The organism is Streptomyces sp. NPDC029466, assembly GCF_055574515.1.
The window spans coordinates 34,206-51,446 of sequence record NZ_JBVHZH010000020.1 but is presented as its reverse complement, the minus strand read 5'-3'; the positions used below and the strand labels follow the sequence as shown (position 1 = coordinate 51,446).

The window sequence follows — 17,241 nt, the reverse complement described above, 5'->3', positions numbered from 1 at the left end:
CTAGCCCCAAAACACCCCCCCCCCCACCCCCCCCCCCCCCCCCCCTCCTTTCCCCCCCCCCCCCCCCCCCCCCCCCCCCCCCCCCCCCCCCCCCCCCCCCCCCCCCCCCCCCCCCCCCACGGCCGTTTCGGCGTTCCGGCCCCGCGCAGGGGTATGTACGCCCGTACGCAACGTTGTGTACGCTCGTACGCATGGCCCCTTTGATGCTCGCCGGCGCGATCCTGTCCGAGGTCCTCGCGACCACCGCGATGAAATACAGCGACGGCTTCAGCAAGCTGTGGCCGTCGCTGTACACCGCGGCGGGCTATCTGCTCGCCTTCTTCCTGCTCGCGCAGACGCTCAGGACGATGAGCGTCGGCACCGCGTACGCCATCTGGGCCGGTGTCGGCACGGCGCTGATCGCGGCGATCGGGATGGCCTTCCTGGGGGAGAGCACCAGTGCGCTGAAGATCCTCGGGTTGCTGCTGGTCATCGCCGGTGTCGTGGTGCTGAATCTGGGCGGGGCGCACTGATGGCCCGGCGCTACGACCCGGACCGGCGGCAGCGGATCATCGACGCGGCGATCACCGTGGTGGGCGAGCGCGGGATCGCCGGGCTCAGCCACCGCTCGGTGGCCGCCGCGGCGGATGTCCCGCTCGGCTCCACCACGTACCACTTCGCGACCCTGGACGAGCTGCTGGTCGCAGCGTTGCGGCAGGTCAACGGCGAGTGGCTGGCCGACTTCACGCGCTGGGCCGACGGGATCGACCCGGCGGTGCCGCTCACCGACGAGGTGGCCCGGCTCGTCGAGGAGACGCTGAGCGGGGACCGCTCGCGGATGGTGCTGGAGTACGAGCTCTATCTGGCGGCGCTGCGGCACGAGGCGGTGCGGCCGATCGCCGCGGAGTGCCTGGACGAGATGGTGCGGCTGCTCGGCCGGCGGATCGGCGACGTCCGGACCGCACGGGCCGTGGTGGCCTTCACCGACGGGCTGACGCTCCAGCATCTGCTGACCGGGCAGCCCTTCGACCCCACGTCGGTACGGGCCGGGCTGGCCGGGGTGCTGGGCTGAGCGGCGGCCCCGGCGGCGCGCGCCTTGTGGACCCGTACGAACCCGGTGGTGCGGTCCTACGGACCGGCCCGATCGCTGAGACCGGTTCGCCTCGGCGGGCGCCCTCCGGTTAGGTTTCGAACATGACCGATGCTGCTTCCCCCCGTACGACCGGCGCCGTCGCCGCCGGGCTCGCCACCGTCACCTCCGACGGCACCGTTCTCGACACCTGGTTCCCGGCACCCGAGCTGGCCGCCACCGACGGCCTGGGCCCCGCCGGCACCGAGCGCCTCGACGACGAGCGCGCCACCGAACTGCTGGGCGCCGCCGTGCTCAAGGCGATCGGTCCCGACCCGGTCCGCGAGGTCGAGGTCGTCGCCGTCCGCACGGTCATCGCCTCCCTCGACGACAAGCCGCTGGACGCTCACGACGCGTACCTGCGCCTGCACCTGCTCAGCCACCGGCTGGTCAAGCCGCACGGGCAGAACCTGGAGGGCGTCTTCGGCCTGCTGTCCAACGTCGCCTGGACCTCGCTGGGCCCGGTGCCCGTCGACCGGGTGGAGACGGTACGGCTGAACGCCCGTGCCGAGGGGCTGCACCTGATGGTCACCGGCATCGACAAGTTCCCGCGGATGACGGACTATGTCGCGCCCACCGGCGTACGGATCGCGGACGCCGACCGGGTGCGGCTGGGCGCGCACCTCGCGGCCGGCACCACGGTCATGCACGAGGGCTTCGTCAACTTCAACGCCGGGACGCTGGGCACCTCCATGGTCGAGGGCCGGATCAGCGCGGGTGTGGTCATCGGTGACGGCTCCGACATCGGCGGCGGCGCCTCCACCATGGGCACCCTGTCCGGCGGCGGCAAGCAGATCATCTCGGTCGGCGAGCGCTGCCTGCTCGGCGCCGAGTCGGGTATCGGCATCGCGCTGGGCGACGAGTGCGTCGTCGAGGCCGGTCTGTACGTCACCGCGGGCACCCGGGTCACGCTGCCCGACGGCCAGATCGTCAAGGCCCTGGAGCTCTCCGGCGCGGACAACATCCTCTTCCGCCGCAACTCCACCACCGGCGCCGTCGAGGCCCGCCCGAACAAGGCGGAGTGGGGCGGCCTCAACGAGGTGCTGCACAGCCACAACTGAGCGGTCACGGTCACCCCACGGCCCGGCGGGCGTCCCGCCGGGCCGTTGTTGTCGGCACCCCGCTCCCCGGCCCGGCTGCCCGCCGATAAGCTTGCGCCATGCGTGATCTTGTAGCGGGGATGCGGTATCTGGGCAAGGGGCAGCGCTGGGTCGCCCAGCACGGCCGGTGGTGGGGATTCGGGCTGATTCCGGCGCTGATCGCCCTGGTGCTGTATGCCGCGGTGCTCACCGTGCTGGCCATCTGGTCCGGCGATATCGCGGCCTGGGCGACGCCGTTCGCCGACGGCTGGGGCTCGCCCTGGCAGGGGCTGCTGCGCGGGCTGTTCGTGGCGCTGCTGTTCGCCGGCGGGCTGATGCTCTCGGTGCTGACCTTCACCGCGGTCACCCTCCTGATCGGCGACCCCTTCTACGAGTCGCTCTCGGAGAAGGTCGAGGAGTCCGAGGGGCACTGCCCGCCGTCCCCGGACCGGCCGCTGTGGCAGGAGATCTGGATCGCGCTGCGGGACAGCGTGCATGTGCTGCTGCGGGCCGCCGGCTTCGGCATCCTGCTGTTCGTCCTCGGGTTCGTGCCGTTCATCGGGCAGACCGTGATTCCCGCGATCGGCTTCTGTGTCTCCGGCTTCTTCCTCGCCGTCGAGCTGACCTCGGTGGCCATGCAGCGCCGGGACATCCCGGTGCGCGAACGGCTCCGGCTGCTGCGCGGCCGCAAGGGGCTCGCGGTCGGCTTCGGCACCCCCATCGTGCTGCTGTTCCTGATCCCGTTCGTCGCGGTGGTGCTGATGCCGGGCGCGGTCGCCGGTGCGACGCTGCTCGTCCGCGACCTGGTGCCGGGCCCGGACGAGCCGTCCGGGCCGGAGCGGGGCGAGGCGGCCGCCGGGCCGGACCGGGCCGCGGCTCCGTACGGGCAGCCGGGCGCGCCGGAGGGCTTCGGGCCGCCGCCCGCCCCCTTCGCGCCTAACCAGGGACCCCCGCAGGCACCGCGGTATCCGCATCAGCAGTCCGGTCCAGGGTCGTCCGCAGCGCGTCCACCAGCCGGCTGGTGAGTTCGGCGTCCGCCGCCAGCAGCGGGCCGCGTACCGGCCCCGCGGGCAGCCCGAGGTGCTGGAGCAGCGCCTTCGTGGTGACCGTGCCAGGGGTCTCCCCGCCGGTCACCGCCTCGATGAGCGGGACCAGGGCGAGCTGACGGCGGGCCGCCGCGGCCGTGTCGCCGGCGTCATAGGCGTCCAGTACGGCGCGCACCGCCCGGGGTGCGGCATTGGCGACCGTGCTGACGCAGCCGGCGCCGCCGAGGGCCCGTAGCGGCAGGATCTGTTCATCGCAGCCCGCGTAGTAGGCCAGGTCCGTCGCGGCCAGCACCTTCGCCGTCTTCAGCAGGTCGTAGCCGCAGTCCTTGACCGCCACGATCCGCGGATGGGCGGCCAGCCGCAGCAGGGTCCGGGCGCTCAGCGCGGTGCCGGTGCGGCCCGGGATGTCGTAGAGCATCACCGGCAGTCCGGTGGCGTCCGCGACCGTCCGCAGATGATGGCCTACGGCCTCCTGGGTGGGCCGCGAGTAGTACGGCGTGACCACCAACAGGCCGTGGGCGCCCGCCCGTTCGGCGTCGCGGGCCAGGGAGACGGTGTGCCGGGTGTCGCTGGTGCCGACCCCCGCGATGATCCGCGCCCGGTCGCCGACGGCCTCGGCCACGGCCCGCAGCAGGGTCTCCTTCTCGGCGTCCGACGTGGTCGGGGACTCCCCGGTGGTGCCGCTCAGCACCAGTGCCTCGCAGCCGCCGTCGTCGACGAGGCGGGTGGCGAGCTGCTGCGCGCCGTCCGGGTCGAGCGCGCCGTCGGCGGTGAACGGGGTGATCATGGCGGCCGCGGTGCGTCCGAAGGGCGGTGCGGCGGTGCGGGGGGCGGTCAGGGTGGTCATGCCAGGGGTGTGAGGGCGCCTCATAATTCACGTCCACTGAGTTGTACCGGTGGGTTTGTTGAGCAGCGCTACGCAGGCGGGGCCCGGAAACGTGCAGCGGCCGCCGCACCCTTCGGTGCGACGGCCGCTCGGGCATCACAGGCCCATCACGCGCCAGTCAGGCCATTCCGCGAACGCTTCAGGTCCTGGGTCCGCTCGGAAGCGGACTCCTCCGACGACTTCGGCTTCCGCTGGTCGGCGCGCCGCTCGGCGGCACGGTCCTTGTTGCCCGACTTACGGTTCTGGGACTTCGGCATGATGACTCCCTATGTCTCGCCGAATGGTGCTTACCTGCCCAGTACCGCACCCCCCGCGGCAGTTGGCCCCCGGACGTGGGCCGGACGGGTGACGGGGGAGTCACGTGCGGTGACCTTCCGCCGTGCTACGGGCGGATCCGCAGCACCTGCGGATCGTGGTCGCTGGCCTGGTCGGCGTACTCGGCGTTGAGGTGCACGATGTCGTAGTCGGCGCGGGTCAGCGGGCGGCTGGTGAGCATGTGGTCCAGCACCTGCGAATTGCCGCTGTAGACATAGCCGTAGCGCTCGGCGGCCGGCAGCCGGTTGACCTGGTCGGTGAGCACACCCCCGGCGGTGAGGGCCTTGAGGGCCGGCGAGAACTGGTAGTCGTTGAGGTCACCGGCCACCACCACCGCGGCCTTCGGGTCCTTGGCCAGCAGCTCCTTGACGAAGGTGTTCACCAGCCCGGCCTGGGCGGTGCGCTGGGTCTCCGAGCTCCGGGCCGGCGGCTGGAAGCGGCTGTCCAGCCCCTGGTCGCCGCCCTTGGAGTTGAAGTGGTTGGCGATCACGAACACCCGGCTCCCCGGGCGGCTCTTGAGCGAGAACTGGCCGACAAGGGGCTTGCGGCTGGTCTTCCACGCCGGATCGGCCGGTGCGATGCGGCCCGGGGACGCGGACAGCGTGGCCTTGCCGTGGTCGCCGACCACCTTCACCGGCGTGGTGGCGTCGCCGCCCTTGATGTCCGTGAACGAGACCCGCTCGGGGTTGAACAGGAACGCCACCCGGATGTTGCCGCCGGGCTGGCCGCCGTCCTGGCCGTTGACCGGGTCGATCTGCCGCCACTCGTACGCCGGGCCGCCGGCCGCCTTGATCGCATCGGTCAGCTTCTTGAGGGTGTCCCCGGCGGTGACCACGCCGTTGTCCTTGGTGCCGTTGTCGTCCTGGACCTCCTCCAGCGCGACCACGTCGGGGGTGGCGAGGTGCTCCACCAGCCCCTTGGCCAGCCGGTCGAACTTGGCCTGCGGGGTGCTGGGGGAGAGGTTCTCGACGTTGTAGGTGGCCACCGCCAGCTCGTCGGACTTCTGCTTGCGGGTCTTCTCCGGCTCCGGGCCCTTGTCGGCGAGCTTGCCCAGCTCGGTGGCCTGAAGGGTGTAGCCGCCGAAGTTGTCGTAGTCCAGCGGTCCGGCGGTGGTGCCGGTCAGTGCGTCGCCGACATCGGCCACCGGGAACGGCTGCTGCGCGAACGGGATCAGCGACGCCACCTTGACCCGGCCGCCGTTGGGGTCCGCGTACGAGCCGTAGAGCGTGCCGCCGCGGGCCGTGCGGTGGCGCTTCGGCTCGGCGGTCACCCACAGCTCGTGATGGGTGTTGGTCGCCCCGACGACCGGCGCGTTCGCCACCGCGACGCGCATGCCCTCCAGCGACTCGTAGCGGTCCAGGGCGTACGAGCCGGGGCGCAGCTTCAGGGACTCGATGCTCTTGCCGCCCGTGTCGGGGGCGTAACGGTTCGGCACCGAGGCCGGCTTGAGGGTGAAAGCGGCCGGCAGCGGGGCGTCGGCGGAGACCGTCTTCCAGGTCGCGCCGGTGATCTCGGTGACCGACTGGAGACCGGCGTCCTTGCCGCCGGGGTAGTACTCGCTGACCGTGCCGGAGAAGGTGATCGCGTCACCGACCGTGACCTTCGGTGTCTCCTTGCCGGTGAAGACGAAGACCGCCTCACTGGTGGCCGGATCGCGGTCCGGGTGCGGGTCCTGCACCCAGAAGCCGCGCGCCGAGCCGAACGAGCGGATCGCGGTGACCGTACCGGGCACCTCGCTGACCTGCTGTCCGGCCAGCGGGGATATGCGGGTGCTGCCCTGGATGTCGTGGATCCGGGCGCCGGCTGCCGAGGCGGACTGGGTAGCGGTCAGCAGTCCGCCGGCCAGGGCGGCGCAGACCACCGCGGCGACGGTGACCGGTCTGCGGAGCGAGCGACGGGACGGCATGCATGCCTCCGAGGGTTTTGGGGGGTGGCTGGAGCAACGTCGATACGAAGCGGGACCGGCGCACGCTACGCGCGTCGATCTGCGTCAATCTCTTGTGCACACAAGGGAGTTGTCAAGCTTCTGCGGGTAACCGGAAGGGGGCGCGGGGGTGAACCGTCCGAGATACGGAGAATTCCGTCTACGCTTGGGCGGCGCACACCCCAGCTGCCGCTGGGTGGTCCCCCAGCCGTATCCGTCCGAGGAGCTGAGCACCCGATGTCCGCAGACCGCCCCACCCTGCCGCCGGTGCGGCTGCACTCCGAAGCGGAACTGGCCCGGGACGCGCTGAGCGCCCCCCTGATGGCCCGCGCCGCGAAGCTCGCCCGCTGGGCGGAGCGCGGCGTGCCGGTCGGTGTCGGCGGCGAGATCCTGGCGGAGCCGCTGGCCGCCGCCACCGAACACCTCGGGCTGGCCGGTGACGAGGACGGCCCCGCCTACGCCGCCGAGGCATGGCAGCTCGCGGTGGACACCGGTCTCGTGGAGATCGCGGAGACCGAGGAGAGCGAGGACGGCGCCGACCTGCCCGACGACGCCGCGGCCGGGATCGCCACCCCCGGCGAGGAGCTGGGCCTGCTCACCTCCGGCAGCCCGCAGGACGTCCTCGACATCTGGCTCGGCGGCATGGAGACGGTGCTCGCCGACGCGGCCGCCCCCGACCTCGCCGACCTCGCCGACCAGCTCACCGAGGGCGGCGAACTGGACCTGGACGCGCTCGACTGGAACCCCGAGGAGGAGGCCGAGCTGCTGGACGGCATCCTCGGCAACCTCTATCTGCTCACGGCCCTGAACGAGCGCCCTGACCAGGAGGTTCCGCTGCCCGCGCTGGCCGCCTCCATGATCGTCCCGGACGATATGGACGAGCCCACGGACGATGTCCTCGAAGAGGTCTCCGAGGCGATGATGCGTCTGGACGACCAGTTCCGGGTGCTGGAGCCGATCGGCCTGGTCGCCTACCAGCCCGTCGACGAGGCCCTCATCGAGGAGCTGGACGAGGACGGCGAGACGGCCCTGCCCCAGAAGCCCGGAAAGACCTCCGCCGAGCCGCTGACCGACGAGGACGTCTCCCGCTACGGCCTGGTCCGCCTCACCCCGCTCGGTGTCTACGCGGTGCGCGCGCGGATGCTGGACGCGGGCGTACACGCCCCCGCGGTCGGCGACCTCACCGACAAGGGCGCCGATGTCCTCCTGGACGCGCTGCCCGACTACCGCGAAGCGCTCGCCCAGGCCGAGTCCGAGCTCTGGCTCGCCGCCCGTGCGCCCCTGGATGCCGCCCGGGACCTGCTCAGCGCCGCCCGCGGGGAGGACGAGCGCGCCCCGCAGCGCCGGCTCGCCGCCCAGCAGACCCTCTCACTGGTCTCGCCCGACGCCGAGGCCGCGCTGCGCGAGGTGCTCGACGACCGGCAGCTCGGCGGCCTGGCCCGGGTCTGGCTCGCCGAGCGCGCGCTGCCCGGCATCCCCGAGCCGTCCCAGGAGATGGTCTTCTGGCTGACGGTGGACACCCTCGCGGCCCAGCTGGACAGCGCCGACGACGACGCCACGCCCGAGCTGCGCGACCTGGTACAGGGCCTGACCGCACAGCACAGCGGGTTCTTCGACACCGCCTGGCGGGTGGACCACCCGGCCACCGCCGACGTCCTGGAGGCCATGGGCCGGCTGCACCCGGACAAGAAGGCCGCCAAGGAGGCGCGCAAGGCCGCGTTCAAGGCGCGCTCGCGGCAGTCCGGCTGAGCGCACCGCATGGCCGGACCGGGGCGGTGCACCCCGGGGATGTCCGGTGGACCGGGACCGCTCCCGGCCCGCCGGACACGTTTTTGTGCCGGGGTCTGTTTCTCCGGGCGGCCGCCCGGTGGCCGGAAGGTGCCGCTGCGTGCCAACCGCTTCCCGGATGTCGCACCACGTTCAACTGGAGTTCGAGGGCGCACGAGAGCGTGTGCCCGTAGGCAAGGGGAGAAGAATCCGGCCATCCAGGAGATGACAATGCCGCTGACCCGTAGAGACTTCGCCAAGCGTTCCGCCCTCACCGGTGCCGGGGTCGCCCTGGCCGGCAGCGTCGGCGTGCTGGGCACCGCACCCGGAGCCATCGGCGCGGAGACATCGGACGGCGGCCAGGAGGGCGCGGCGGACGGTTCCGGCATCGGCTACGGCCCGCTGGTCGCGGACCCGGACGGCATCCTCGCGCTGCCCGCCGGGTTCTCGTACCGGATCATCACCCGGACCGGGGTCACCAAGCTCGACAGCGGTGAGTCCACCCCCTCCAACCACGACGGCACCGGCACCTTCGAGGGCCCCCGCGGCACCACCCTCCTGGTCAACAACCACGAGCTGAAGGGCCCGCGCGCCGACTGGCCGCACCCGGTGCCGCTGACCGAAGGACTGGTCTACGACCCGGCGGCGTCCGGCGGCTGCACCGTCGTCGAGGTCGCCAAGGACGGCAGCCCGGTCGGCGAGTGGGTCGGCGTCGCCGGTACCTCCACCAACTGCGCGGGCGGCACCACCCCTTGGGGCACCTGGCTCACCGGCGAGGAGACCGAGGACAAGGCCGGCGAGCACGGCATGACCAAGGACCACGGCTATGTCTTCGAGGTCGACCCCCACGACCGCCGGGCCGGCCGTGACCCCAAGCCCCTCAAGGCGCTGGGCCGTTACGCCCACGAGGCCGTCGTCGTCGACCCCAAGCGCGGCCACCTCTACCTGACCGAGGACGCCTCCGGCCCCAACGGCCTCTTCTACCGCTGGACCCCGCCGGCCGGTTTCCGCCACGGCCGCGGCCAGCTGCGCTCCCTCGCCGCCGACGCCGGTGTACTGGAGGCGTTCAAGTGCTTCGACTCCGGCGGCCGGTTCGTCGACGACCTCTCCCGCGCCACCAAGACCGGCACCGTCTACGGCGTCGACTGGGTCGAGGTCCCCGACCGCGACGCCCGTAACGTCTCGGTGCGCAAGCAGTTCAAGGACGGCGAGATCACCCGCGCCCGCAAGCTGGAGGGCCTGTGGTGGGCGGACGGCGGCGCGTATGTGGTCTCCTCGTACGCCCGTGACGAGAGCCCGGTCCAGCACGACGGGCAGGTCTGGTTCTACGACCCGCGGCGGCGGACGCTGACCCTGAAGGTGCTGCTGGGCGTCAACCCCGACCCGTCGAAGGACGGCGCGCTGGACGGCCCCGACAACATCACCGTCTCGCCCTACGGCGGGCTGATCATCGCCGAGGACGGCGAGGGCGTCCAGCACCTCTTCGGGGCCACCGACGACGGCCGGACCTACCCGATCGCGCGCAACGATCTCAACATCGGTACCGCGGCCGAGCCCGAGTTCAGCGAGTTCACCGGGCCGGTGTTCTCCCCGGACGGGCAGACGCTGTTCGCCAACATCCAGGACCCCGGCATCATGCTGGCCATCACCGGGCCGTGGCAGCGGCAGTAGGAGCCGCACGGCGGGCGGCGGCTCAGCCGCCCGCCGCCGTCAGCAGGTAGTAGTCCAGCAGACCGGTCTCATACGCCGTCAGATAGCGGCGCGGCCACTCGTCGTCGTGGAGCTCCGGCTGCTGGGCCATATAGCGGTCGTAGGGCTCCCAGACCCCGTCGCCGATCGGCCGGACCCGCACCTCCCGCAGCCCCGCCGCGGTCAGTGCCGCGGCGACCTCGTCGACCACATGCGGGACGTCCAGGCCGTCGGCGTACGGGGGCAGCAGCTCGGGCAGGACCCGGGCGGCCGCCCGGGTGCGGGCGAAGAAGGTGGTCAGCGCCAGCCGGCCGCCGGGACGCAGCACCCGCGCGGCCTCCCGGGCGAAACCGGGCAGATCGCGGAAGTGCTGCGCCGCCTCGACCGAGAACAGACAGTCGACGCAGCCGTCGGGGAGCGGGATGCGCTGGGCCGCGCCCAGGACGAACTCCAGCCGGCCGGGGGAGCCCCCGGACGCGGCGAGCAGGTCCGCGTTGGCCTCCCGGGCACGGGCGATCTGGTCGGGGTGCGCGTCCAGCCCGATGACCGGCTCCAGCCCGAACTCCCGCAGCGCCAGCGCACAGCCCAGCCCGCGACCGCAGCCGACATCCAGGGCGGTGCGGCCCCGCGGCCGGTCGAAGGTGCCCAGCACCAGGCGGTAGAGATCCTCCTCGCTGCGCACCCGGTCGGCCCGGGTCAGCTTGCGGTCCGCGGGGCCGGGCAGGCCCGTCCAGTACCCGAAGTTGATGAAGCCGCCGGCGAAGGCGGGGACGGTGCTGAGGTCGAACTCGCCGTAGACCCGCGCGACCCGCTCCGGAAGCTCCGGGGGCGCTGGGCCGTCCGGGGGGTCCGCGGGGCCGGCCGGCGGCGGCTGCTGCGTCATCGAACGCTCCTCATGCGTGCCGTGGGGGACCTGCCGTGACGGGCTGCCGTGGCGGGGCGAGGCGGCAGGGCGCGTGGCGGCGAGGGCGGGATCCGGGGCCTGTGACCGGGGGAGGGGCGGTTGCTGGGCTCGACGTTACGGACGACAACGTTAGGGACGACAACAATTCTCGGTCCCGGTCCGACGACGCGCACCGGGGAAGGGCGTCCGTCGGCGGTGCGTCGCGGGCGAGGGCGTCGCGGCGATGGTGCCGCGGGAAGTGGCCGCGCGGCGCCGCGGAGTCCTCCGAACGGCTCGTGCGGGTGGCGGGGCCGGCGCCGCGCGGGGGAGGCGCGGCGGCCCGCTTCCCTGCCGGCGGAGGGGCCGTCAGAGAAGCGGGGGCCGCCGGCTCACAGCGCCTGGGCGGCCGGCTTGATCATGCCGCGGACCGTGCGGGCGTCGACATACTCGCCCATCGCGGTCATCTCCCACTCGCCGGAGAACTGGCGGATGAGCTTGGCCATCATCACGCCCGTACGGGGCTCCGAGTGGGTGAGGTCGAAGCGGACCAGCTCCTCGCCGCTCTGGGCGTCCAGCAGGCGGCAGTATGCCTTGGCGACATCGGAGAACTTCTGGCCGGAGAAGGAGTTCACGACGAAGACCAGGCCCGTGACCTCCGGGGGCAGCCCGCCGAGGTGGACGGTGATCGCCTCGTCGTCACCGGCGCCCTCACCGGTGAGGTTGTCGCCGGAGTGCTGGATCGCGCCGCCCAGGATCATCAGCTTGCCGAAGAAGCAGTTGTCGACCTTCTTGCGGTCCGGGCCGTAGGCGATGACGGAGGCGTCCAGGTCGATGCTCTTGCTGCGGAAGGCGGGCTCCCAGCCGAGGCCCATCCGCACCGAGGTGAGCAGCGGACGGCCGCCCTTGACCAGGGAGACGGTCTGGTTCTTCTGGAGGCTGACCCGGCCCTTGTCGAGGTTGATCTTGCCGGGGGCGGCGGCCGGGGCGGCAGCGGCGGGAGCCGGGGGTGTGACCGGGGCCGGGGCGCCGGTGGGCGGTCCCCACTGGCCCGCGGGTGCTGCGGGTGCCGGGGCCGCGGCCGGGGGAGCGGGGGGTGCCTGCGGGGCGGCGGCCGGTGCGGCCGGGGTGGCCGGTTCCTCCACGCTGACGCCGAAGTCGGTGGCGATCCCCGCCAGGCCGTTGGCATAGCCCTGGCCGACCGCGCGCACCTTCCAGGCACCGGCCCGGCGGTAGATCTCGACGACCACCAGCGCGGTCTCGGTGCCGAGCTGCGGCGGGGTGAAGGAGGCGAGGACGCTGCCGTCGTCGGCGTTACGGACCGTGCCGGTCGGTTCGGTGCCGGCGAAGGTCGCGCCGGGGGTGTCCAGGCTCGCGGTGACCACGATCTTCTCGATGCCGTCGGGCACCGCGGCGGTGTCCACCGTGATGGTGTCACCGCCGCCGGCCGCCGCGGAGTGCGTCACGCCCGGCCCGGCGGGCTGGTTGTAGAACACGAAGTCGTCGTCGGAGCGCACTTTGCCGTCGGCGGCCAGCAGCAGGCCCGAGACGTCCAGCCGCACGGGGGCGGTGACGTCCACCGCCACCCGCACGGCACTGAGCGGGAGGTTCGAGCCAGGAGTCATAGCGGTCATGCCGGGCTCAACGATCGGCGCGCCTTTGCGGTTCCATTACCTGCGGCCGGATGGCCGCCCGGCCCGTTCACCGGCGTTCGCGGGAGTTGCCGAAGAGCAGCCGGTAGGCGATCAGCAGCACCAGGGCCCCGGCGATCGAGGCGACCCACATCCTCGGCTCACCGAAGTCCTTCGGGATCGGCTCGTGCAGAAACTTGGTGGAGAGCCAGCCGCCGATGAAGGACCCCACGATGCCGATCAGGGTCGTGCCGACGACTCCGCCCGGGTCCCGTCCCGGCAGCAGAACCTTGGCGATGACGCCCGCGATCAGCCCGAGTACGAGCCAGCTGACGATGCCCATGATGCGTTCCTCGTTCCTGCGCGGAGATTCGGTACGTAGACGAGGACGCCCGGTGGGCGGCACGGGTTCCGTGGCGTGCCCCGTGTGGTGACCGGTACGGCCGTGGGCCACGACGGTCAGTGCGGCCACCGGGGCGGGTCGGTGCAGAAGGAGCCGCCGAGATGGGCATGGGCGGGGTTGCCGGGGTCCAGCGCGCCCTGGGCGGCGATCAGCTGTGCCGCATACGGCTCGGAGTCGTCCCGCGGGGTGTACCCCAGGGCGCGCGCGGTCGACAGGTCCCACCACAGCCGGGTGTTGGCGGAGGAGCCGTAGACGACGGTGTGGCCCACGCCGGGCGCGGTGAGCGCGGCGTCCAGCAGCCGTGCGCAGTCGGCCGGGCTCAGCCAGATCGACAGCATCCGTACCGAGGTCGGCTCCGGGCAGCAGGAGCCGATCCGGACCGAGACGGTCTCGATGCCGTGCAGGTCCCAGTAGAGCGAGGCGAGGTCCTCGCCGAAGCCCTTGGACAGGCCGTAGTAGGTGTCGGGGCGGCGGGGTGTGCCGACGGGGATGGCACCGGAGCCGTCCGCGGGGCGCGGGGTGAAGCCGACGGCGTGGTTGGAGGAGGCGAAGACGACCCGGCGGACCCCGGCCGTGCGCGCCGCCTCGTAAAGGCGGTAGGTGCCCTCGATATTGGCGCGCAGGATCTGCTCGAACGGGGCTTCCAGGGAGATACCGGCGAGGTGGACGATCGCGTCGACCCCGTCCACCGCCTCGCGCAGCGCCTCCGTATCGGCCAACTCGGCGGTGATCGCGTCCGGTTCGCCGTCGACCGGCCGCTGGTCGAAGAGGCGCAGCCGGTAGCCGTACGGCGGCAGCAGCGCGCGCATCAGGGTGCCGACGCCGCCGGCGGCGCCGGTGAGCAGGACGGTGCGGGGTGCGGTCATGGGCGGCGACTCCTCCGGCCGAGCGGCAAGGCCACGGGTGCGGACGTCATTCAGAGGGATGGACACCGACCGTAGAAAGCCGGATCTTGGCCGGTCAAGACGCTTGACGGGTGGTGTGAAACGGCTTGTGGCGCGGCAGTTGTGGGACCTTGACCGGTGCGGTGGGCTGCCCTAACGTGGCCCCGTTCAGAAATATGGACGTCAGTCATGAACGTGCACAGGTCTGTCAGGGAGCGCCCGTGACCTCAGCCCCTCCCCCCGCCACCGCCGGGAGGCCCTCCCGTCTCGCTGACCGCCTCGACGGACCGCTGTTCTTCCCCGTGACCGCGTACGGACCGGACGGCGCCCCGGCCCCGGCCGCCTTCCGCGCCCATGTACGCGACGGCATCGACGCGGGCGCGGCCGCCGTCTTCGCCTGCTGCGGCACCGGCGAGTTCCACGCGCTCACCCCCGGGGAGTTCGCGGACTGCGTCGCGGCCGCGGTCGAGGAGGCCGCGGGCCGGGTCCCGGTGATCGCCGGTACGGGCTACGGCACCGCGCTCGCCGTGCAGTTCGCCGGGCTCGCGCACGCCGCGGGCGCCGACGGGCTGCTCGCCCTGCCGCCCTATCTCGTCGTCCCCGGCCAGCAGGGCCTGCTGACGCACTACACCGAACTCGCCGCCGCCACCCCGCTCCCGGTCATCGTCTACCAGCGCGACAACGCCGTCCTCGCCCCCGCCACCGTCGCCGCCCTGGCCAGGACCCCCGGCATCATCGGCCTCAAGGACGGGGTGGGCGACCTCGATCTGCTCCAGCGCATCATCAGCACCGTCCGCACCGAGGCCCCCGAGGAGACCTTCCGCTTCTTCAACGGCCTGCCCACCGCCGAACTCACCGCCCCCGCCTACCGGGCCCTGGGCGTCCACCGCTACTCCTCCGCCGTCTTCGGCTTCGCCCCCGAGATCGCGCTGGCCTTCCACCGCGCGCTGAACACCGGCGACGACACCACCGTGCAGCGGCTGCTCGACGGCTTCTACCGGCCCCTGGCCGAACTCCGCAACCAGGGCCACGGCTATGCCGTTTCGCTCGTCAAGGCGGCCGTACGCATGCGCGGCCGGGACGTCGGCCCGGTCCGGTCACCGCTCGGCGAACCGTCTCCGGCACATGTGAAGGAGCTGGCGGGGCTGCTCGAACGCGGCTTGGGGCTGGTGGCGGAGGGGGCGGGGGGCGACGCCTGAGGCGCGCCGCACGCACCCCGCCCCGGGCGCCCCCACTCACCCCGGCCGGACGAAGCCGCACTCGTACGCGGCGATCACCGCCTGGGTCCGGTCCCGCACCCCGAGCTTGGCCAGCACCCCGGCCACATGCGTCTTGACCGTGGCCGGGCCCACCCCCAGCCGGTCCGCGATCTCGGCATTCGTCATTCCGGCCGTCATCAGACGCAGTACCGCCCGCTCCCGCTCCGACAGCCGGGCCCGCAGCGTCCGCACCGCGTCGTCCGCGGCGCGCCGTGCCGCGTGCCGGGCGGCCAGTTGGCGCACCGCGGCCGGGAACAGCAGCGAGTCGCTGCGCGCCACCAGCCGTACGGCCTGTACCAGGTCCTCCGCACCGGACCGCTTGAGCAGGAAACCGCTGGCACCGGCCCGCAGCGCGTCATAGACGTAGGCGTCGTTCTCGAAGGTCGTCACCACGATGATGCGCGGCGGCCGGTCCATCCCGGCGAGCACCTGCTCGGTCGCCCGGATCCCGTCGATCTCCGGCATCCGGACGTCCATCAGCACGATGTCCGGGCGCAGTTCACGGATCAGCGGCACCGCCTCGGCGCCGGTCGCCGCCTCGCCGACGACCTCCATATCGCCCTCGGCGCCCAGGATCGCGCGCAGCGCCGAGCGCACCATCTGTTCGTCGTCGGCGAGCACGATACGGAGGGGGCGAGGGGCGTCCCCGTCATGGGCCCGCCGGTCGTCGTCCTGCGTCGTGGTCATGCTCCGCTCACCCCCGTTCTCGGTTGTCGGCCGTGCTCCATCCGCCGCCCGCTCACCGTTCCCGCCTGGCCGCTGTGTGCCATCCGCCGCCTGCTCACCTTTCCCCCGTCTCCGTCCCCGGCCCCGTCTCTGCCCGCATGTCCGACCCCGACCCCGCCCCCGTCAGTGGCAGCCGGGCCGTCAGCCGCCATACGCCCTCCCGTTCGGCCGCCGTGGCCGCCCCGCCCAGCAGTCGTGCGCGCTCGGCGATCCCGCGGAGCCCGCGGCCCCCACCCGGCCGGGCCGACACACCAGCCACTGCACCGGCCGTCGCTCCTGCCACACCAGCCCCCGCCCCCGACACCGGATTCTCCACCCGTATCAGCAACTCGCCCTCCCGGACGCCGAGATACAGCCGGACCGGCACCGGGCCGGCATGCCGCAGGGCGTTGCTGAGGCCCTCCTGCACGATCCGGTAGGCCTCCCGGGAGACCACCGGCGCCAGCCCCGCGCACGGTCCCTCCACCGTCGCCTCGACCGGTACGCCCGCCGCCCGGGTGCGGGCGAGCAGCGCCTCCAGGCCGTCCAGCGTGGGCGCGGGCGCGGCCGGATCGCTGCCGTCCTCCTCGCGCAACAGGCCCAGGACGGTGTCCAGTTCGGCCACCGCGTCGCGGGTGGTCTCCTCGATGGCGGCCAGCGCCCGGCGGGCGAACTCCGGGTCCGTGTCCAGGACCCGGCGGGCCGCGGCCGCCTGGAGGGTGACCGCGCTCAGCGCATGTCCGACCGCGTCGTGCAGCTCGCGGGCCAGCCGGTTGCGGGACGCCAGCTCGGCGGCCCGGCGCTCGGCGGCCGCCAGCCGGTCGGCGGGTGTGGGACCCAGCAATACGGGGGCGACGCGGCCCAGCAGCGCCCCCGCCCCCCAGGCCGTGCCCACCACCAGGGCCAGCAGCGCCAGCCCCGCGAGCGGGCCCAGCACGCCGTGGAAGAGGTGCGGCCAGCCCAGCGCGGTGTGCCGCAGGGGGTCGGCGAACGGCAGCAACAGCAGCACCACCGCGGCCGGCGGCGCGGACAGCGTCATCCCGCTGACGATCCCCCCGGCCAGTAGATGCGCCACGAACCACAGCGCCGTGCGCCGCCGCGCCGCCCACGAGACCGCCGGCCCTTCGGCCAGCCGCTCCGCCGGCACCCCGCACAGCGACCGTACGGCGGCCACCTCCAGCGGCCGCAGCAGCGGGAAGAGCAGCGCGGCCAGGGCGGCCAGCGGCAGCGCACCGCCGAACGCGACGAACTGCCAGCCCACGTCGCGCAACGGGTCGGCGCCGTCCACGACCAGCGGCACGACGACCGAGGTCAGCAGGAAGAACGGCATCAACAGCGCGCCGCCCAGCACCAGATGGATCCAGCGCCGGCCCATCAGCAGCACCGCGCGGCCTCGCGTACGGCGAAGAAACCGGCCCCGGCCCCCGCCACCCTCGTCCCGGCGCTCATCCGCACGGCGTAGGTGCGGCTCACCGGCGGTGGCGGTGGCTTCGGGGCGGCGGCTGCCGTGGCGGTCCGGGTGCTCATGGCGTCCAGTCTTCCGGCGGCTCGGCCGCAGGGCCTCGGCCGCGGGGGGGGGGGGAGGGGGGGGGCGGGGGGGGGGGGGGGGGGGGGGGGGGGGGGGGGGGGGGGGGGGGGGGGGCCACCCCACTCCCACACCCCCCC

17 protein-coding genes are annotated in these 17,241 nt (G+C 73.3%); 7 read left to right on the top strand and 10 right to left on the bottom strand.

Annotated features, from left to right (window positions below):
• The first annotated feature begins 191 nt into the window (after window positions 1-191).
• The 4 genes from ACZ4XD_RS17190 to ACZ4XD_RS17175 all read left to right on the top strand — a co-directional run bounded on the left by ACZ4XD_RS17190 (window position 192) and on the right by ACZ4XD_RS17175 (window position 3,212).
• Window positions 192-512 (top strand): DMT family transporter, encoded by a 321-nt coding sequence (locus tag ACZ4XD_RS17190; RefSeq protein WP_468042863.1) that lies wholly within the window; start codon window positions 192-194, stop codon window positions 510-512.
• Window positions 512-1,051 (top strand): TetR/AcrR family transcriptional regulator, encoded by a 540-nt coding sequence (locus tag ACZ4XD_RS17185; RefSeq protein ID WP_468042861.1) that lies wholly within the window; start codon window positions 512-514, stop codon window positions 1,049-1,051. The genes ACZ4XD_RS17190 and ACZ4XD_RS17185 overlap by 1 nt, the downstream gene beginning before the upstream one ends.
• Before the next feature lie 122 nt (window positions 1,052-1,173).
• A complete protein-coding gene (gene dapD / locus ACZ4XD_RS17180; RefSeq protein ID WP_468042859.1) occupies window positions 1,174-2,169 on the top strand; it encodes a 2,3,4,5-tetrahydropyridine-2,6-dicarboxylate N-succinyltransferase in 996 nt (331 codons plus the stop codon).
• Between the two features lie 98 nt (window positions 2,170-2,267).
• Window positions 2,268-3,212, top strand: a complete 945-nt coding sequence (locus ACZ4XD_RS17175; RefSeq protein ID WP_468042857.1) for an EI24 domain-containing protein — start codon at window positions 2,268-2,270, stop codon at window positions 3,210-3,212.
• Here ACZ4XD_RS17175 and dapA read toward each other — a convergent pair.
• The 3 genes from dapA to ACZ4XD_RS17160 all read right to left on the bottom strand — a co-directional run bounded on the left by dapA (window position 3,124) and on the right by ACZ4XD_RS17160 (window position 6,340).
• Window positions 3,124-4,080, bottom strand: coding sequence for a 4-hydroxy-tetrahydrodipicolinate synthase (gene dapA, locus ACZ4XD_RS17170; RefSeq protein ID WP_468042855.1), 957 nt, complete (start codon window positions 4,078-4,080; stop codon window positions 3,124-3,126). The genes ACZ4XD_RS17175 and dapA overlap by 89 nt on opposite strands.
• A gap of 146 nt (window positions 4,081-4,226) precedes the next feature.
• The gene (locus ACZ4XD_RS17165) at window positions 4,227-4,376 is read right to left on the bottom strand and encodes a hypothetical protein (protein ID WP_167536074.1); all 150 of its coding nucleotides are present in this window, start codon (window positions 4,374-4,376) and stop codon (window positions 4,227-4,229) included.
• Between the two features lie 125 nt (window positions 4,377-4,501).
• Window positions 4,502-6,340: an endonuclease/exonuclease/phosphatase family protein gene (locus ACZ4XD_RS17160; protein ID WP_468042853.1), complete on the bottom strand. Its 1,839-nt coding sequence runs from the start codon at window positions 6,338-6,340 to the stop codon at window positions 4,502-4,504.
• Between the two features lie 255 nt (window positions 6,341-6,595).
• Between ACZ4XD_RS17160 and ACZ4XD_RS17155 the strand changes: the two genes are divergently transcribed.
• Window positions 6,596-8,107 (top strand): hypothetical protein, encoded by a 1,512-nt coding sequence (locus ACZ4XD_RS17155; protein ID WP_468042851.1) that lies wholly within the window; start codon window positions 6,596-6,598, stop codon window positions 8,105-8,107.
• Between the two features lie 249 nt (window positions 8,108-8,356).
• On the top strand, window positions 8,357-9,796 hold the full coding sequence (locus ACZ4XD_RS17150) for an alkaline phosphatase PhoX (protein WP_468042849.1): 1,440 nt from the start codon (window positions 8,357-8,359) through the stop codon (window positions 9,794-9,796).
• Between the two features lie 22 nt (window positions 9,797-9,818).
• Here the strand turns inward: ACZ4XD_RS17150 and ACZ4XD_RS17145 are convergent, their stop codons facing one another.
• The 4 genes from ACZ4XD_RS17145 to ACZ4XD_RS17130 form a co-directional block, all read right to left on the bottom strand.
• A complete protein-coding gene (locus ACZ4XD_RS17145) occupies window positions 9,819-10,697 on the bottom strand; it encodes a class I SAM-dependent methyltransferase (RefSeq protein ID WP_468042847.1) in 879 nt (292 codons plus the stop codon).
• 389 nt (window positions 10,698-11,086) lie between these two features.
• Complete coding sequence (locus ACZ4XD_RS17140) at window positions 11,087-12,319, bottom strand: TerD family protein (RefSeq protein ID WP_468042974.1); 1,233 nt, start codon at window positions 12,317-12,319, stop codon at window positions 11,087-11,089.
• A 76-nt stretch (window positions 12,320-12,395) separates the two neighbouring features.
• Window positions 12,396-12,668 carry a GlsB/YeaQ/YmgE family stress response membrane protein gene (locus tag ACZ4XD_RS17135; RefSeq protein WP_468042845.1) on the bottom strand — a complete coding sequence of 91 codons (273 nt, stop codon included), beginning with the start codon at window positions 12,666-12,668 and terminating at the stop codon, window positions 12,396-12,398.
• Window positions 12,669-12,784: 116 nt separating this feature from the next.
• Window positions 12,785-13,594, bottom strand: coding sequence for an NAD-dependent epimerase/dehydratase family protein (locus tag ACZ4XD_RS17130; RefSeq protein WP_468042843.1), 810 nt, complete (start codon window positions 13,592-13,594; stop codon window positions 12,785-12,787).
• A 239-nt stretch (window positions 13,595-13,833) separates the two neighbouring features.
• Between ACZ4XD_RS17130 and ACZ4XD_RS17125 the strand changes: the two genes are divergently transcribed.
• Window positions 13,834-14,811, top strand: coding sequence for a 5-dehydro-4-deoxyglucarate dehydratase (locus ACZ4XD_RS17125; RefSeq protein ID WP_468042841.1), 978 nt, complete (start codon window positions 13,834-13,836; stop codon window positions 14,809-14,811).
• Between the two features lie 36 nt (window positions 14,812-14,847).
• Here the strand turns inward: ACZ4XD_RS17125 and ACZ4XD_RS17120 are convergent, their stop codons facing one another.
• From ACZ4XD_RS17120 to ACZ4XD_RS17110, 3 genes are all read right to left on the bottom strand, one after another.
• Window positions 14,848-15,558, bottom strand: a complete 711-nt coding sequence (locus ACZ4XD_RS17120; RefSeq protein WP_468042839.1) for a response regulator transcription factor — start codon at window positions 15,556-15,558, stop codon at window positions 14,848-14,850.
• A gap of 94 nt (window positions 15,559-15,652) precedes the next feature.
• The gene (locus ACZ4XD_RS17115) at window positions 15,653-16,951 is read right to left on the bottom strand and encodes a sensor histidine kinase (protein ID WP_468042837.1); all 1,299 of its coding nucleotides are present in this window, start codon (window positions 16,949-16,951) and stop codon (window positions 15,653-15,655) included.
• Window positions 16,951-17,103, bottom strand: coding sequence for a hypothetical protein (locus tag ACZ4XD_RS17110; protein WP_468042835.1), 153 nt, complete (start codon window positions 17,101-17,103; stop codon window positions 16,951-16,953). The genes ACZ4XD_RS17115 and ACZ4XD_RS17110 overlap by 1 nt, the downstream gene beginning before the upstream one ends.
• Window positions 17,104-17,241 lie beyond the last annotated feature (138 nt).

What these genes read in the sequence shown, in the direction of transcription:
- ACZ4XD_RS17175 (WP_468042857.1), top strand. Translation starts at nt 2,268, where the DNA reads ATGCGTGATCTTGTAGCGGGGATGCGGTATCTGGGCAAGGGGCAGCGC.
- ACZ4XD_RS17120 (WP_468042839.1), bottom strand. Translation starts at nt 15,558, where the DNA reads ATGACCACGACGCAGGACGACGACCGGCGGGCCCATGACGGGGACGCC.
- ACZ4XD_RS17145 (WP_468042847.1), bottom strand. Translation starts at nt 10,697, where the DNA reads ATGACGCAGCAGCCGCCGCCGGCCGGCCCCGCGGACCCCCCGGACGGC.
- ACZ4XD_RS17130 (WP_468042843.1), bottom strand. Translation starts at nt 13,594, where the DNA reads ATGACCGCACCCCGCACCGTCCTGCTCACCGGCGCCGCCGGCGGCGTC.
- ACZ4XD_RS17140 (WP_468042974.1), bottom strand. Translation starts at nt 12,319, where the DNA reads ATGACTCCTGGCTCGAACCTCCCGCTCAGTGCCGTGCGGGTGGCGGTG.
- ACZ4XD_RS17155 (WP_468042851.1), top strand. Translation starts at nt 6,596, where the DNA reads ATGTCCGCAGACCGCCCCACCCTGCCGCCGGTGCGGCTGCACTCCGAA.
- dapA (WP_468042855.1), bottom strand. Translation starts at nt 4,080, where the DNA reads ATGACCACCCTGACCGCCCCCCGCACCGCCGCACCGCCCTTCGGACGC.
- ACZ4XD_RS17135 (WP_468042845.1), bottom strand. Translation starts at nt 12,668, where the DNA reads ATGGGCATCGTCAGCTGGCTCGTACTCGGGCTGATCGCGGGCGTCATC.
- ACZ4XD_RS17190 (WP_468042863.1), top strand. Translation starts at nt 192, where the DNA reads ATGGCCCCTTTGATGCTCGCCGGCGCGATCCTGTCCGAGGTCCTCGCG.
- dapD (WP_468042859.1), top strand. Translation starts at nt 1,174, where the DNA reads ATGACCGATGCTGCTTCCCCCCGTACGACCGGCGCCGTCGCCGCCGGG.
- ACZ4XD_RS17110 (WP_468042835.1), bottom strand. Translation starts at nt 17,103, where the DNA reads ATGAGCACCCGGACCGCCACGGCAGCCGCCGCCCCGAAGCCACCGCCA.
- ACZ4XD_RS17150 (WP_468042849.1), top strand. Translation starts at nt 8,357, where the DNA reads ATGCCGCTGACCCGTAGAGACTTCGCCAAGCGTTCCGCCCTCACCGGT.
- ACZ4XD_RS17160 (WP_468042853.1), bottom strand. Translation starts at nt 6,340, where the DNA reads ATGCCGTCCCGTCGCTCGCTCCGCAGACCGGTCACCGTCGCCGCGGTG.
- ACZ4XD_RS17185 (WP_468042861.1), top strand. Translation starts at nt 512, where the DNA reads ATGGCCCGGCGCTACGACCCGGACCGGCGGCAGCGGATCATCGACGCG.
- ACZ4XD_RS17115 (WP_468042837.1), bottom strand. Translation starts at nt 16,951, where the DNA reads ATGGGCCGGCGCTGGATCCATCTGGTGCTGGGCGGCGCGCTGTTGATG.
- ACZ4XD_RS17165 (WP_167536074.1), bottom strand. Translation starts at nt 4,376, where the DNA reads ATGCCGAAGTCCCAGAACCGTAAGTCGGGCAACAAGGACCGTGCCGCC.